Raw genomic sequence first — 15,556 nt, forward strand, 5'->3', positions numbered from 1 at the left:
GACGGAGACACCATGAGCGCCACCCCCGCCGAGTCCGTGCTGCGCGTCGAGAAGGGCCAGGCCGGCCCCGAGGAGCTCGCGGCCGTCACCGCGGTCCTGCTCGCCCGTGCCGCCGCCCAGCCCGCCGCACCCGCCCACCGAGGCCGTGACACCGCCGGATGGCGCCGACTGGAGCGCACCCCCGGTTTCCGTGCCCCGCACAGCTGGCAGGGCTGAGAACGGCCCTCAGGCCGTTTCCCGGGCCCGGCCCGGAGCCCGCACCGACGAAGGCCCCGTACTCCTCAGGAGTACGGGGCCTTCGCCGTGCGGCGGCAGGGTCAGCGCAGGCGGGCCATCAGGGCGTGCTCGACCAGCGTGATGAGCGCGCTCTTGGCGTCCGTGCGGTGACGGGCGTCCGTCGTCAGGATGGGCGTGTCCGGCCCGATCTGCAGGGCTTCGCGCACCTCGTCCGGGGTGTAGGGCTGGTGTCCGTCGAAGCCGTTGAGGGCGATGACGAAGGGGAGGCCGCTGTTTTCGAAGTAGTCGACTGCGGGGAAGCAGTCGGCGAGGCGGCGGGTGTCGACGAGGACGACGGCGCCGATGGCGCCGCGGACCAGGTCGTCCCACATGAACCAGAAGCGGTCCTGTCCGGGGGTGCCGAACAGGTAGAGGATCAGGTCCTGGTCCAGGGTGATGCGTCCGAAGTCCATGGCCACCGTGGTGGTGGTCTTGTCCCCGGTGTGGGTCAGGTCGTCGATGCCCGCGGATGCGGACGTCATCACGGCTTCGGTGCGCAGCGGGTTGATCTCCGAAACGGCACCGACAAACGTGGTCTTACCCACGCCGAAGCCCCCTGCCACCACGATCTTCGCCGAGGTAGTGGAGCGGGCCGCTCCGCCGCTAGAGCTTGCGAAGTCCACTGAGCACCCTTTCGAGCAGTGTCACATCTGGTTGGCCGCCGGCGGTCTCGTCGCCGCCGGGCTGATGGATAGCGACGAGTCCGGCCTCGGCCAGGTCGGCGACGAGGATCCGGGCAACGCCGAGAGGGATCGAGAGCAGGGCCGAGATCTCGGCCACCGACTTGATCTCGATGCAGAGCCGGCAGATCCGCTGGTGCTCGGGCAACTGCCCTTGCAGCCTGGACGGATCCGCCGTGGTGCTGACCAGCGCCTCGATGGCGAGCTGGTAACGCGGCCGGGTCCGGCCGCCGGTCATGGCGTACGGACGGACCAGCGGGTTGTGCGCCGCGTGCCGCGAGGGCTCGGGCTCGTGCCGCTGGACCGGCTGGATGTGCGACGGCGGAGCGTCGTACCGCTGGGGCTGCTGCTGCGGCCACGACGGCTGCTGCTGCGGCCACCCGCCCTGAGCGTCCTGCTGCTGGTACGGCCGGTACGGCTGATAAGGGTCGTTCGAACCTTGTCTGCCGGGTACGGAGGGGCTGCCGAAACGGTTGTCACCTTGCTCACCCGGGACCCGCTGACCACCCTCGTACGGGTGTCCACCTGTGGGTGCTGTCACGTTTCCTCCTCCGACTGCCGGTCGTCATCCCAGTGGTGCCGCGCCACCGCACCCTATGGCGCGGTGACGAGAAACGCACTGTCTGTCTATTAGTTAAGAAGACTTCCCTGGAGTTCGGCACGGAGATCCGGTGTGAGGACGCTCCCCGCGCGGTCGACGAGAAGTGCCATTTCGTAACCAACCAGGCCGATATCGGCATCCGGGTGGGCGAGCACGGCGAGTGAGGACCCGTCCGAGATGGACATGATGAAGAGGAATCCTCGCTCCATCTCCACAACGGTCTGGTTCACGGCGCCGCCCTCGAAGATCCGGGAGGCACCCGCCGTCAGCGACGTCAGACCGGAGGCGACGGCCGCCAGCTGATCGGCACGGTCACGCGGGAATCCCTCGGACATCGCCAGCAGGAGTCCGTCGGCGGAGACCACCACCGTGTGCGACACCCCGGGGGTGTTGTCCACGAAGTTGGTGATCAACCAGTTGAGATTCTGCGCCGCCTGGCTCATCGGGCTCACACTAACGCTCCTGGTTGTAGGTATTACTGCTGTCCGACCCCGCGGTACGTCCCCGCAGCACGCCACGGCGCAGGTTGCTCAACCTGCCCCGTACGTCCTCGGGGGCGCGGGAGACCTGTGGGCCGCCCTGCTGGGTCTGCTCCGCGGTGCCCTCGACCAGGTTGGCCCTGGGCACGCGCCGGGGGAGCCCGGACGGGGTGATTCCGCCCGCCTTCGGGTCCTTGAGCTTCTCGGCCTGCTTCCAGCGCTCGTCGTTGGCCGAGCGCCAGTCGTCGGAGCCTTCCCCGTTCGCCTGTGCCGCCTGCGGCTCCGGCTGCTGTTCCTGCTGCGTGGGCCGCTGCCGCTGTTCCGGCAGGGCAGGCTGATCGTTTCCTCTACCGGTGGGCTGCCAGTGCTGCTGCCCGGCACCCCGGCGCGGGAGACCCGCGTCGGTCAGCTCGTGGCCGGCCTTCGGGGCCGGGTCCGAACGGTCGAAGCCTACGTGCTCCTGCGGCTCCTCGGGAGCGCTCGACAGTTCCGCTTCGGCCAGCCCGAGAGGATCGTACCCGTCCTGATACGTGCCTTGATCCGCCCAATCACCCTGGTCGGACAGGTCGGGCCGCGGCGCGAACGGGTCGGCGTACTGCTCCTGCTGGACCTCCGGAGCCGCGTAAGCGGCTTCCGCATAGCCGTTCTGCTGGGGCTGTGGAGCCTGCTGCTGGTGGCCACCCTCGGGGGCGTACCGGTCGTAGCCGGCCTCGTACCCCTGCGGTGCGTAGCCCTGCTGCTCCTGGGCGTACGGCTCGGGGGCGTACTGCTCCTGGCCGAACTGCTCCTGGGCGTACGGCTGTTGCGCATCCTCGCCGGGGAACGCCGGCCGCTCGCCACCTGTCTGCGCCTCCAGCGCGGCCCGTCGCTCCTCACGCATCAGCGAGCGGTTGACCGGATCCAGCTGGGGGGAGTCCGCCGCCGGGGTGTCGTAGCGCGAGTCGTCGAAGCCGAGCTCCGCCGCCGTACGCATCGGCAATTGCTGCGGCATCGGGTCGAAGGCCTGCGGCTCCGGCTGCTGCCCGGCCATGATCGAGGAGACGGTGAAGTCGTCCTGCGGGGCGGGCTCGCCACCGCCACCATGGGTGATGGCGTCCGGCAGCATGACCAGCGACGTGGTCCCCGCCTGCTCGCCCGAGGGGCGCAGCTGGACGCGGATGCCGTGCCGGTCGGCCAGCCGGCCGACCACGAACAGGCCCATGCGCTGGGACACCGCGGCGTCCACGGTCGGCGGGTTGGCCAGCTTGTGGTTGATGTCCGCGAAGTCCTCGGCGGTGAGGCCGATTCCCTTGTCGTGGATCTCGACCATGACGCGGCCGTCGGGCAGCCGGGTCGCGGTCACGCGCACCTTGGTCTGCGGGGAGGAGAACGTGGTGGCGTTCTCCAGGAGCTCGGCCAGCAGGTGCACGAGGTCGGTCACGGCCTGGCCGTGGATCTCGCTCTCCGGTACGCCGGTGAGCTCGATGCGCTCGTAGGACTCCACCTCGGAGGAGGCGGCCCGCAGCACGTCGACCAGCGGCACCGGCTGGTTCCAGCGGCGGCCGGGCTCCTCGCCGGCGAGAACGAGGAGGTTCTCGCCGTTGCGGCGCATACGGGTGGCCAGGTGGTCCAGCTTGAAGAGGCTCTCCAGCTGGTCCGGGTCGGCCTCGTTGTTCTCCAGGTCGGTGATGAGGGTCAGCTGGCCCTCGATGAGCGACTGGTTGCGGCGCGACAGGTTGGTGAAGATCGCGTTGACGTTGCCCCGCAGCATGGCCTGCTCGGCCGCCAGCCGGACCGCCTCGCGGTGCACCTGGTCGAAGGCGCGGGCGACCTCGCCGATCTCGTCCTGCGTGTTGATCGGGATCGGCTGCACCCGGGTGTCCACCCGGCCGGGCTCGGTCCGTGACAGCTGGTCGACGAGCATCGGCAGGCGCTGCTCGGCGATACCGAACGCGGCGGTGCGCAGCTGCCGCATCGAGCGGCTCATCTGGCGGGCCATGAGACCGGCGATGACGAAGGCCGCCAGCAGCGCGATGATCACGATCGCGGCGTTGGTGATCGCGTCGTTCCGGGCGTCGGCGGAGATCTCCGCGGCCTCGGTCACGGCCTTGTCGACGAGCTCGTTCTCGACCGTGGTGTAGCCGTCGAACTTGGCGGTGGCCGCGGCCATCCAGGTCTCCGGGGTGATCCCCTTGGCCTGCAGCTGCTCGGGGTTCTTCCCCTGGCCTATCTGCTGGGCCATGCCGTCGAAGACCGAACCGTCGATGCTCGGCGGCATCACGAACGGCTCACCGGTCGCGTCGGCCTGCGCCTTGGCGGCCTTGAGTTCCTTGGCGCCCTCGGCGGCCTTGCCGGCCATGACTTCCTTGAGCCGGGTCGCGTCGGCCTCCGTACCACCGGAGACGAACTCGCCGAGGGCGATCTGCTCCAGGTAGTTGTACGAGCCGAACGCCTTGATCTGGTCGTTGAACTTGCCCTGCTCCTGGCTCGGGCGCACCAGCAGGTGCATACCGATCGAGCGCTGGAGCGATTCAGCTGCCTTGGCCAGCTCGATCGCGTAGACGGTCCGGCCGTAGCTGGTGATGTTGCCGGTACCCAGGCCGAGCTCGTTGGAGAACTCCATCAGCGAGTGCTGGACCTTGGTGTAGCCCTCTTCGGTCTTCACCGGGTCCATCGCCTCGGCGTAGGCGGCCTTGCGAAGCTCGGGGAGCAGCGGCTCCTCCACCTGGAACAGCTTGAGGCGGCGCTCCAGGCCCTGCTTCTCCGGCATGCCCTGCACGGCGGCGGCGAACTTCTCCGCGGCGTCGTCCGTCGTGGCGCGCACCCGTTCCACCTCGGCGGCGGTGCGCTTGTTGGACAGCAGCGGCTGGGCGGTGAGGTCACGCTCGTTCAGCAGCGCCTGTCCGTACTCCGAGGCCGCGCGGACGACCTGCGCCGTCTTCTCGGCGTCCTGGGCCTCGTTCCAGGTGTCGATCGACCCCTTCACCTGGAAGCCGCCCATGATCAGGCCGACCAGGGCGGGTATCAGGAGGATCGCGTTCAGCCGGGTGGGCACCCGCCAGTTGCGCGGTGAGAGGCGACTGGTGCTGCCACCTGCCGGCGCCTCCTCGGACGTGCTCGCAGGCGGCACCGCAGCGCGCGGCGGCGGGGTGAAGTTGCCCCGTTCCGGCTGCGCCGCGGAGCCCTCGTTGCTTCGCCTCACTCGACCAACAACCTCTCGGCGTCGGCACCAACGTTGTGCCGGATTATTCGTTCAGGGCCGTACTGCTCGGTAGTTCGAGGCATTGCAGCATGCGGAAGGGCCGCGTTCCAAACAGTCGGAATGCTCAATTCCGGGTGGCCCACGTCTCGCACAAAACGGGCATAAAGAGCGAGCCCCGTCAAAAGGCGGGGCTCATGTGAGCGCAGTGGCACCGATCGGATGCGTCGGGTGTTGTTGCGGTTCCAATTCTCTGTCGAAATGTTATGAACACGGGGGCGGATCGTGTCGTAGGACACAGCCCGCCCCCGCTTGACTACAACAACTTCCGTAGATCAATACCGACTTGCAGTCACTTGAGCCGGGCCATCAGCGCGTGCTCCACCAGCGTGATCAGACCGCTCTTGGCATCGGCGCGGTGACGGGCGTCCGTCGTGATGATCGGTGCGTCCGGCCCGATCTGCAGGGCTTCGCGCACCTCCTCGGGGGTGTAGGGCTGGTGTCCGTCGAAGCCGTTGAGGGCGATGACGAAGGGGAGGCCGCTGTTTTCGAAGTAGTCGACTGCGGGGAAGCAGTCGGCGAGGCGGCGGGTGTCGACGAGGACGACGGCGCCGATGGCGCCGCGGACCAGGTCGTCCCACATGAACCAGAAGCGGTCCTGTCCGGGGGTGCCGAACAGGTAGAGGATCAGGTCCTGGTCCAGGGTGATGCGTCCGAAGTCCATGGCCACCGTGGTGGTGGTCTTGTCCCCGGTGTGGGTCAGGTCGTCGATGCCCGCGGATGCGGACGTCATCACGGCTTCGGTGCGCAGCGGGTTGATCTCCGAAACGGCACCGACAAACGTGGTCTTACCCACGCCGAAACCGCCCGCCACGACGATCTTCGCCGAAGTGGTGGCGCGGCCCGTGCCGCCACTAGAGCTTGCGAAGTCCACTGAGCACCCTTTCGAGCAGTGTCACATCCGGCGCGCCGCCGGCCTCTCCGTTACCCGGCTGGTGGATGGCCACCATGCCGGCTTCCGCCAGGTCCGCCACGAGGATCCTGGCCACACCCAGGGGCATGGACAGCAGGGCCGAGACCTCGGCCACCGACTTGACCTCGCGGCAGAGGTGGCAGATCCGCTGATGCTCCGGGAGCAGGGTCCCGAGGTGAGCGGGGTCTGCTGTTGTGCTGACCAGCGCCTCTATCGCGAGCTGGTAGCGCGGCCGGGTCCGGCCGCCGGTCATTGCGTAGGGACGGACCAGCGGCTGGTCGCCTTCACCGTCGTACGACGCGTGGTGCAGAGCGCCGTACGGATCAGGTGAGGCGGGTGGCGGGGTCATGAATCCTCCGGGCGTGACAGCAGGGTGTCGCCTTGCCGTCTGAAGGGGCCGGTGAGGGGGCTGAGGCGGCCGGACGGGTGAGGGTTTTGAGTAGTACCTGGGGGGATCGTGTCAAGTGTCCGCTGCATGGCCGCCTAGTGGAGCAGACTGCCTTGTAGTTCAGCGCGGAGATCAGGGGTGAGGACGGTACCCGCGCGGTCGACGAGGAGTGCCATCTCGTATCCGACCAGGCCGATGTCCGCGTCCGGGTGGGCGAGGACCGCCAGCGAGGAACCGTCCGAGATGGACATGAGGAAGAGGAATCCTCGCTCCATCTCCACAACGGTCTGGCTCACGGCGCCGCCTTCGAAGATCCGGGAGGCACCCGCTGTCAGCGACGTCAGACCGGAGGCGACGGCCGCCAGCTGATCGGCGCGGTCACGCGGGAAACCTTCGGACATCGCCAGCAGCAGGCCATCCGCGGAGACCACCACCGTGTGCGACACCCCTGGGGTGTTGTCCACGAAGTTGGTGATCAGCCAGTTCAGATTCTGCGCGGCCTGACTCATGGGGCTCAACTAACGCTCCTGCTGGTGAGTGGGGCCGAGTTGGAAACTGCCGGTAGACGGACCGTTGTTGGCCTGTCGTCCCTGCTGGATGCCCCGGCGGAGATTGGTCAGACGGCCGCGTACGTCATCGGGCGCACGCGAGACCTGGGGTCCGGACTCATGATTCTGCTGCTGAGCAGTGCCCGGCACCAAATTGGCACGTGGAACACGGCGGGGAAGTCCGGACGTTGTGATGCCGCCCGCAGCGGGCTTCTTGACGCGTTCCGCCTGCCGGACGAGTTCGTCGTTGGGCGAAGCGCGCCAGGAACTTGTGGCGGGCGTGTCGGCCGTGCCACGCCGCGGCATGGGCGGAGCTGGGATGCCCGCCGCCTCGGGAGCGGCCGGTGCCTGCGGCTCCGCGGCGGGCGGCTGACCGCCCTGCTGCACACCGTGGAACCAGTTCGTCTCCAGCGTGTCGTACAGCGGCGTACGCCCGTCGCCCGGACCGGCCGGCGGCAGCGCCTCGGGCAGCGCCGGACGGTACTGCGGCTCGGGCGCGGCCGGAGCCGGCGGGCGCGGTGCGCCGAAGTCCAGGTCGTCGCGCTGACGCGGCGCGGGCATCTGCTGGTGCTGCGGGGGCCCGTCGCCGAAGCCCTGGTTCTGCGGCGGCGCGTTGAAGTCGGGGCGGGCGAACTGCGCGGTGCTCGCCGCGTCCGGTACCTGCGGTACCTGGGGCGCCTGCGGTGCCGAGAAGTCGGGACGGGCGAACTCGGCCGTGGCGCCGGGGCCCTGACTGTCGTTCATCGGCGGACGCTGGTTCGGCGCGTCGAACGAGTACTGCGGGGCGGAGGTACCCGGGCGGGCGAACCTGCCGGAGTCGGGCTCCTCGTGACCGCGCGGGGCGTCCAGCGGCGTATGCCGGGGCGCACCCTGCTCCTCGACGCCCCAGCTCGTGTTCCGCGGACGCTGCGGCTGGGGGTTGCCGCCGGGCAGCTCGGCCCGCGGCGCGCCGGGTGGCGGCAGCTGGCGGCCGGGACCGCCGGGCTGCTGGAAGCCACCCTGGTCGCCCTGGCCGTGCTGGGCCTGCTGCGGCTGCGGAGCCTGCCGTGCCGGCGGACCGCTCTGCTGGCCCGGCCGGTTGGGCTGACTCGGACCGGAGTGACCGAACAGGTTGGGCCGGTTCGGGTCCGAACCCGCCGGGTCCTGCTGACCGCGTGCGCCCAGCCGTGCACCGCCGAAGGCACCGGAGAGTCCGCCGCCCTGACGCGGGCCCTCGGGCCTGCCCTGGTTCGGCAGACCGGGGGCCTGGCCGGGGCCCTGGGTGCTCGGGCCGGGGAAGCCGCCCGGCCGCTGCGGCTGACGGGGTCCGCCGTCGCGTGAGGGCAGCGCGGCCCGCGGACCGGAGCCCGCACCGACCTGCCCGCGCGGCCCGGAACCGGAGCCCAGGCCCTTGGCGGGTGCCCCGGGGGCACCGCCGAGACCGGGACGCTGGCCCGCGCCGGGAGCACCGCCACCGGCGAGAAGCCCGCCGGGAGCACCGGCCTGCTGGCCCGGGCCCTGCTTGGACGGCGGCTGCTTGCCACCCTGCGCGACCTCCATGGGCAGCATGACCAGCGCGGTCGTACCACCGGAGTCGGAGGGGCGCAGCTGGATCCGGATGCCGTGACGCAGGGACAGCCGGCCGACCACGAACAGACCCATGCGGCGGGACACCGAGACGTCCACGGTGGGCGGCGATGCGAGCCGCTCGTTGATCGCCGCCAGGTCCTCGGGGGAGAGGCCGATGCCGGTGTCGTGGATCTCGACGAGCACACGTCCGTCGGGCAGTGCGTGACCGGTGACCCGGACCTTCGTCTGCGGGGAGGAGAACGACGTGGCGTTCTCCAGCAGCTCGGCGAGGAGGTGCACGAGGTCGTTGACGACCCGGCCGGCCACTTCGGTGGCGGGCACCGCGGCCAGTTCGATGCGCTCGTACTGCTCCACCTCGGAGGCGGCGGCACGGAGCACGTCGACCAGCGGCACCGGACGGGTCCAGCGGCGGCCCGGCTCCTCGCCCGCGAGGACGAGGAGGTTCTCGCCGTTACGGCGCATACGGGTCGCGAGGTGGTCGAGCTTGAAGAGCGAGGACAGCTGGTCCGGGTCGGCCTCGCGCGACTCCAGTTCGGAGATGAGCGAGAGCTGACGCTGGATGAGGCCCTGGCTGCGGCGCGAGAGGTTGGTGAACATCGCGTTGACGTTGCCTCGCAGCAGCGCCTGCTCGGCGGCCAGTCGGACCGCCTCGCGGTGCACGTCGTCGAAGGCCGTGGCCACCTGGCCGATCTCGTCCCGGGTGTGCAGACCGACCGACTCGACGGAGGTGTCGACGTCCTGCGGGTCGGTCTCGGAGAGCTGCTTGACGAGCTCGGGCAGCCGGTCCTGGGCGACCCGGGTCGCGGTGTCCTGCAGTCGCCGCAGCGAGCGGATCATGGACCGCGCCACGACGAAGGCGCCGACCAGGGACACACCGAGGACGATGAGGATGACGGCACCGTTGAGGAGGGCGTCGCGCTGCGACTCGTCGCGCAGTTCGCGGGCCTTGGTCTCCATCTCACCGAGGAGGGTCTCCTCGATGGTGTCCATCGCCCCGATCTTGTTGGACGCCTGGTCGTACCAGTCCATGTACGTACGCGGGGTGCTGCCCTGCAGGCCCAGCGGGCTGTCGAGCACCTTCTTCGCGTACATGTCCGCGGAGTTGATCTCGGGGTTGCCGTTGTCCAGCGAGGCCAGCAGGTCCGTGGCGCTGGCCCCGGTGCTGGCGTAGGTCGTCTCGAACGTCTTGCGCGTCGTGTCTTCCTTGTTGAGCGCGTTGCGTCCGAAGGTCTTGTCGTTCTCGTCGAGGTCCGCCTTGCCGTTGCCGTCCGGCAGGGCCGCGGCGATGATCGCGCGCTGGACCGACGCGTACTCCTTGGAGGCCGAGAAGGCGGCCAGGGCGCGGGTGCGCTTGATCATTTCCGGGTTGCTGGTCGCCTGCGCCATGTCCTGCGAGAGGCTCAGCAGCGAGGTGATCAGCTGGCTGTACCGGTCGATGGTGTTGAGGCTGGGGGCGCCGTCGGCGTACGCGTCCTTGCGGATGCTGACGATGTCGCCCAGCTGGTTGCCGATCTGGCTGACGCTCGAGTGGATGCTGTCCAGCGCCTCGTCGCCCGGCGTGTTGCCGATGTCGTCGGTGGCGGCGAAGAAGGCGTCCTTGGCCCGGTCGGTCCGCTTCCGGGACTCGGTGACCTTGAAGTCGGTGGCCTTCACGCCGTTCGACAGCGGGCCGGCCGACCTGTCGCGCTCCTCCTGGAGCGCGTTGGCGAGGTCGGTCGCCTGCTTGGTCATGTCGGTGAGGATCCGCATGTGCTCCAACTGGTCCATGTCGTTCATGGACTCGTTGATGCGCATGCCGCCCAGGGTGGTCGCCGCGACCACGGGGAGGGCCAGCAGGGAGACCAGGCGCGTGCTGATGCGCCAGTTGCGCAGCGCCATGCGGGAGCCGGTGCTGGTGGGGCCGGTGGCCTCGGCGGGCGTGGGCGTCTCCGCGCCCGCGCTCGCCGTACCCGGTCGTTGTGCGCGGTCGCCGTTGTCGCCGGCTGCGGCCGGCCCGGGGTTCTGGGCGTGCTGGGGCGAGGAACCGCGGTCCGTCCCGCCGCGCGGCTCCTGTTCCGCCGGAGCGGTGCCATCCCTCTTGAAACGTCCCTGCACTAGCGTCGCAACCTCTGGACCAGGCGTCCCTCCGCGTACTGCGGGCGGGACGGTGTCGGCGTCGTGGGGCGCTGGACGCGCCCCATGGTGGTCGTGAGTGACCGGCGTACTTCCCCCTCCCGCCGCCACTCGGCGCGCCGTTGCGCCCTGCGCGCCGGGCCTGAAACCCGCGGCGGTGCGTGGAATTTCAGCACAGTGGGGGATCTCCAACAAGGCCCACGTACCGGGCTGTGACCTGGATGACACGGTGTGATGGGTGAGTAACAAGCAGTGGAGCGTGTTCAGGTGTAAATCGTATGAATAGGGTCGAGCGCGCAAGGGGTGCCGGGTGTCCCAGACGGGGGGATCGGGAGCGGAATGAGAGATTCAGTGACGCATTGTCTGATTTGTTTCAGGTGATCAGCTGCCTGTAATGGTGCATTTGTCGGCAACTTCGTGAGCAAACTCACACGATGATCGCTGTCTCATCCCCGCTCGCGCGGGGAATCGGATGTCTAGCCTGGCGCTTTACAGGGATGGCGAATCCGACAACCCGCGCCCCCTCCGGGCGGCGCCCCATTGACAAGGGTCCATACGGCAGATGAAGACGACGATGACGTTCCGCAACATTGCCAACCCCCGGCGCACCACGCTGGTGCACCTCAAGGACGCCGAGGGGCTGCAGAGGCCGGTACAGCCGGAACACGCCGTCGACCTGCCCACCCAGACGGCCAACCCCCGCCGCACCATCCTCATGGAAGCCCCCGCCCCCGCCCCCGCCCCCGCCCCGGCCGCGGGCTGACGCGCGAGCCCGCCCCGCCGCGCATCCGATGCGCGGATGTATCCCCCTCACCCGCGCAGGCGCCTCGCCCGGCGAGGGCTGCCCCGTCGCGCCGTCCGGCACGCACGCTCGCAGCGTCGGCCAGAAGCCCTGGTAGCGGAGCTACCAGGGCTTCCGTCCGCCTGGCGATCGCACGCACCGAACGGCGCTCCTCATGGGGCGGTCCTCGCCGGGCGAGGAGCTAGCCTGGAGCGTCAGTCTTCAGCCAGCCAGCAAGTGAGGGGCGACAGCAACCCGTGCGCATCGCCAGGTTCTCCATCGACGGCAATGTCGCCTTCGGCGCGGTCGAGGGCGACAGCCCCGACAGCCTCGTCCTCGACATCATCAAGGGCATCCCGTACGCCGACTTCGAGCTCTCCGGGACCAAGGTCCCGCTGAAGAAGGTCCGGCTGCTGCCGCCCGTGCTCCCCAACAAGGTCGTGGCCATCGGCCGCAACTACGTGGAACACGCCGCCGAGCTCGGCAACGAGGTCCCGGAAGTGCCCATCGTCTTCTTCAAGCCCACCACCTCGGTGATCGGCTCGGGCGACGCCATCGAATTCCCCTCCTTCTCCGAGGACCTGCACCACGAGGCCGAGCTGGCCGTGGTGATCGGCCGCATGTGCCGCGAGGTCCCGCGTGAGCGCGTCAAGGACGTCATCTTCGGCTACACCTGTGCCAACGACGTGACCGCCCGCGACATCCAGCAGCGCGAGAAGCAGTGGGCCCGGGCGAAGGGATTCGACACCTCCTGCCCGCTCGGCCCCTGGGTGGAGACCGACCTCGACCCCGGCAACCTGGCGATCCAGGCCACGGTCAACGGCGAGCAACGCCAGCTGGGCCGGACGAGCGACATGATCCGCTCCATCGAGGACCTGATCGTCCACATCACGGAAGCCATGACGCTGCTCCCGGGCGACGTGATCCTCACCGGAACCCCCGCAGGGGTCGGACCCCTGCACGTCGGCGACGAAGTCGCCGTCACCATCGAAGGCATCGGCACTCTCACCAACAAGGTGATCAAGCGTGGTTAACGGACCCGTCCGCGTACGTTTCTGTCCCTCCCCGACCGGCAACCCCCACGTGGGCCTGGTCCGGACAGCTCTCTTCAACTGGGCCTTCGCCCGGCACCACCAGGGCACCCTGGTCTTCCGCATCGAGGACACCGACGCGGCCCGCGACTCCGAGGAGTCCTACGAGCAGCTGCTCGACTCGATGCGCTGGCTCGGCATGGACTGGGACGAGGGCCCCGAGACCGGCGGCCCGCACGCCCCGTACCGCCAGTCGCAGCGCATGGACCTCTACAAGGACGTCGCCGAGAAGCTCCTCGCCGCCGACCACGCGTACCACTGCTACTGCACCACCGAGGAGCTCGACACCCGCCGCGACGCCGCCCGCGCCGCCGGCAAGCCGTCGGGTTACGACGGCCACTGCCGCGCGCTGACCGCCGAGCAGACCGCGGCGTACGAGGCCGAGGGCCGGACGTCCATCGTCCGGTTCCGGATGCCCGACGAGGCGATCACCTTCACCGACCTCGTCCGCGGCGACATCACCGTCCAGCCGGAGAACGTCCCGGACTACGGAATCGTCCGCGCCAACGGCGCCCCGCTCTACACGCTCGTCAACCCGGTCGACGACGCGCTGATGGAGATCACCCACGTCCTGCGCGGCGAGGACCTGCTCTCCTCCACCCCGCGCCAGATCGCCCTCTACAAGGCGCTCATCGAGCTGGGCATCGCCAAGGACACCCCCGCGTTCGGTCACCTCCCCTACGTCATGGGGGAGGGCAACAAGAAGCTCTCCAAGCGCGACCCGCAGGCCTCGCTCAACCTGTACCGCGAGCGCGGCTTCCTGGCCGAGGGTCTGGTCAACTACCTGTCCCTCCTGGGCTGGTCGATCGCCGAGGACCGCGACATCTTCACCCGGGACGAGCTGGTCGCCGCGTTCGACATCGCGGACGTCAACGCCAACCCGGCACGCTTCGACCTGAAGAAGGCCGAGCACGTCAACGCCGAGCACCTGCGGATGCTCGACGTGAAGACCTTCACCGAGGCCTGCGGCCCCTGGCTGAAGGCCCCCTTCGCCCCCTGGGCGCCCGAGGCGTTCGACGCGGCGCAGTTCGCGGAGATCGCCCCGCACGCCCAGACCCGCGTCACGGTCCTGTCGGACATCACGGCCAACGTGGACTTCCTCTTCCTGGACGAGCCCGTCGAGGACGAGGCGTCCTGGGCGAAGGCCATGAAGGAGGGCTCCGATGCCCTGCTCGTCACGGCCCGGGCGAAGCTGCTCGCCGCGGAGTGGAACGCCGAGGCGCTCAAGGCCGCGGTCCTCGCCGCCGGTGAGGAGCACGGCCTGAAGCTCGGCAAGGCGCAGGCCCCGGTCCGCGTGGCCGTCACCGGCCGCACGGTCGGCCTGCCGCTCTTCGAGTCCCTGGAGATCCTGGGCCGCGAGAAGACGATCGCCCGCATCGACGCGGCGCTCGCGAAGCTCACCGCGTAACTGTTCGGCGCGCACCGGAGGCCGGGAATCCCTTGGGGATTCCCGGCCTCCGGCCGTTCACGGCACCCTGCACCGCGCGCCGGTAGCGGAGTGCGGGCGTCCGGCATCCCCGCGTTCCGGGGCGGGTAGATTCGCGGGCATGGCGATTCGCGCGGTCCTCTGGGACGTGGACGACACGATCTTCGACTACGCGGGGTCGGACCGCACCGGTCTGCTGCGCCACCTCCGGGCGGAGGGGCTGGCCGACAGTGACGAGGACCACCACGGCCGCTGGATGCGTATCGCCTCGGTCCACTGGGCGCGCGTGGCCGCGGGGGAGTCCGACTGGTACGCGCACTGCCGGGACCGGGTCCGGGAGTTCCTGGACGCGGAGCTGACCGACGCGGACGCCGACGCGTGGTTCACCCGGTACGTCGGGCACTACGAGAGCTCCTGGGAGCTCTTCCCGGACACCGTGCCCGTGCTCGACGCGCTGGCCGGCACGCACCGGCACGCGATCCTGTCGAACTCCTCCGTCGACCACCAGGAACGCAAGCTGCGGGCCCTCGGTGTGCGCGACCGCTTCGAGGTGCTGCTGTGCGCGCAGGAGCTCGGCGTCTACAAGCCCGATGCCAGGGCCTTCCGTGCGGCCTGCGAGGCGCTGGAGCTCGACCCGCACGAAGTGCTCTACGTCGGGGACGAGCCGGACATCGACGCCGCCGGAGCCGTGGCCGCGGGTCTCACCGGGGTGTGGCTGGACCGGCGAGGGCAGGGCGGACGTCCCGAACTCGTCCGGATCACCGGCCTCGACGAGCTCCCCGGGCTGCTGGCAGGCAATACCCGTTTTGGAGCGCCGGACACCTTCGGGTAATGTTCTTCCTGCGCCGCCCGAGCGGGCCGAAAGATCCGGCCGGGAAGCGCAGACAGAAACAGAGCCCTCAGGGGTTGCGTTTCAGTGGGCTATGGTGTAATTGGCAACACTACGGTTTCTGGTACCGTCATTCTAGGTTCGAGTCCTGGTAGCCCAGCGCAAGACCCAAGTAACAAGCCCCCGTTGTGTAGCGGCCTAGCACGCTGCCCTCTCACGGCAGTAGCGCCGGTTCGAATCCGGTCGGGGGTACAGATCCTTCCCGCGAGAACATCTGGGTCGCACCCACGTACTCGATGCAGGATCGCTAGGGCCCCCGTTGTGTAGCGGCCTAGCACGCTGCCCTCTCACGGCAGTAGCGCCGGTTCGAATCCGGTCGGGGGTACTTGTCACACCATGGGCTATGGTGTAATTGGCAACACTACGGTTTCTGGTACCGTCATTCTAGGTTCGAGTCCTGGTAGCCCAGCGCAAGACCCAAGTAGCAAGCCCCCGTTGTGTAGCGGCCTAGCACGCTGCCCTCTCACGGCAGTAGCGCCGGTTCGAATCCGGTCGGGGGTACAACAGCTCGGTACGGAAAGGCTCTTCACCTCGGTGAAGGGCCTTCTTCGTGTTCCGCCGCACA

General features: G+C 69.4%; 13 protein-coding genes and 5 tRNA genes. 10 read left to right on the forward strand and 8 right to left on the reverse strand.

Going from position 1 to position 15,556, the window contains the following annotated elements:
- The first annotated feature begins 12 nt into the window (after positions 1-12).
- Positions 13-216: an acyl-CoA carboxylase subunit epsilon gene (locus OG524_RS26210; RefSeq protein ID WP_405388403.1), complete on the forward strand. Its 204-nt coding sequence runs from the start codon at positions 13-15 to the stop codon at positions 214-216.
- Positions 217-317: 101 nt separating this feature from the next.
- Here the strand turns inward: OG524_RS26210 and OG524_RS26215 are convergent, their stop codons facing one another.
- From OG524_RS26215 to OG524_RS26250, 8 genes are all read right to left on the reverse strand, one after another.
- Complete coding sequence (locus OG524_RS26215; protein ID WP_266911682.1) at positions 318-899, reverse strand: ATP/GTP-binding protein; 582 nt, start codon at positions 897-899, stop codon at positions 318-320.
- Entirely contained in the window at positions 880-1,497 is a 618-nt protein-coding gene (locus tag OG524_RS26220; RefSeq protein WP_405811771.1) for a DUF742 domain-containing protein, read from the reverse strand. Before OG524_RS26220 ends, OG524_RS26215 begins: the two co-directional genes overlap by 20 nt.
- Positions 1,498-1,586: 89 nt before the next feature.
- Positions 1,587-2,000, reverse strand: a complete 414-nt coding sequence (locus tag OG524_RS26225; RefSeq protein WP_006127847.1) for a roadblock/LC7 domain-containing protein — start codon at positions 1,998-2,000, stop codon at positions 1,587-1,589.
- A gap of 10 nt (positions 2,001-2,010) precedes the next feature.
- Entirely contained in the window at positions 2,011-5,217 is a 3,207-nt protein-coding gene (locus OG524_RS26230) for a nitrate- and nitrite sensing domain-containing protein (protein WP_405811772.1), read from the reverse strand.
- A gap of 349 nt (positions 5,218-5,566) precedes the next feature.
- Positions 5,567-6,148: an ATP/GTP-binding protein gene (locus OG524_RS26235; RefSeq protein WP_209469676.1), complete on the reverse strand. Its 582-nt coding sequence runs from the start codon at positions 6,146-6,148 to the stop codon at positions 5,567-5,569.
- Positions 6,129-6,536, reverse strand: coding sequence for a DUF742 domain-containing protein (locus OG524_RS26240; RefSeq protein ID WP_003966010.1), 408 nt, complete (start codon positions 6,534-6,536; stop codon positions 6,129-6,131). The genes OG524_RS26235 and OG524_RS26240 overlap by 20 nt, the downstream gene beginning before the upstream one ends.
- Positions 6,537-6,670: 134 nt before the next feature.
- Positions 6,671-7,084 (reverse strand): roadblock/LC7 domain-containing protein, encoded by a 414-nt coding sequence (locus OG524_RS26245; protein WP_006127850.1) that lies wholly within the window; start codon positions 7,082-7,084, stop codon positions 6,671-6,673.
- Between the two features lie 9 nt (positions 7,085-7,093).
- The gene (locus OG524_RS26250) at positions 7,094-10,786 is read right to left on the reverse strand and encodes a nitrate- and nitrite sensing domain-containing protein (RefSeq protein ID WP_405811773.1); all 3,693 of its coding nucleotides are present in this window, start codon (positions 10,784-10,786) and stop codon (positions 7,094-7,096) included.
- Positions 10,787-11,366: 580 nt separating this feature from the next.
- Between OG524_RS26250 and OG524_RS26255 the strand changes: the two genes are divergently transcribed.
- The 9 genes from OG524_RS26255 (at position 11,367) to OG524_RS26295 (ending at position 15,492) form a co-directional block, all read left to right on the forward strand.
- The gene (locus tag OG524_RS26255; protein WP_405811774.1) at positions 11,367-11,567 is read left to right on the forward strand and encodes a hypothetical protein; all 201 of its coding nucleotides are present in this window, start codon (positions 11,367-11,369) and stop codon (positions 11,565-11,567) included.
- Positions 11,568-11,842: 275 nt separating this feature from the next.
- Entirely contained in the window at positions 11,843-12,619 is a 777-nt protein-coding gene (locus OG524_RS26260) for a fumarylacetoacetate hydrolase family protein (protein WP_405388396.1), read from the forward strand.
- Positions 12,612-14,084 (forward strand): glutamate--tRNA ligase, encoded by a 1,473-nt coding sequence (gltX, locus tag OG524_RS26265; RefSeq protein WP_405811775.1) that lies wholly within the window; start codon positions 12,612-12,614, stop codon positions 14,082-14,084. Before OG524_RS26260 ends, gltX begins: the two co-directional genes overlap by 8 nt.
- Positions 14,085-14,223: 139 nt before the next feature.
- Positions 14,224-14,934, forward strand: coding sequence for an HAD family hydrolase (locus OG524_RS26270; RefSeq protein ID WP_405388394.1), 711 nt, complete (start codon positions 14,224-14,226; stop codon positions 14,932-14,934).
- Positions 14,935-15,019: 85 nt separating this feature from the next.
- A tRNA-Gln gene (locus OG524_RS26275) sits at positions 15,020-15,091 on the forward strand.
- A gap of 19 nt (positions 15,092-15,110) precedes the next feature.
- Positions 15,111-15,183: transfer RNA gene (locus OG524_RS26280), tRNA-Glu, on the forward strand.
- 60 nt (positions 15,184-15,243) lie between these two features.
- Positions 15,244-15,316, forward strand: a tRNA-Glu gene (locus OG524_RS26285).
- A 12-nt stretch (positions 15,317-15,328) separates the two neighbouring features.
- Positions 15,329-15,400 (forward strand) — tRNA-Gln (locus OG524_RS26290).
- A 19-nt stretch (positions 15,401-15,419) separates the two neighbouring features.
- Positions 15,420-15,492: transfer RNA gene (locus OG524_RS26295), tRNA-Glu, on the forward strand.
- Positions 15,493-15,556: the final 64 nt, after the last annotated feature.

This window comes from Streptomyces sp. NBC_01520, from assembly GCF_045040375.1.
Lineage (GTDB): Bacteria > Actinomycetota > Actinomycetes > Streptomycetales > Streptomycetaceae > Streptomyces.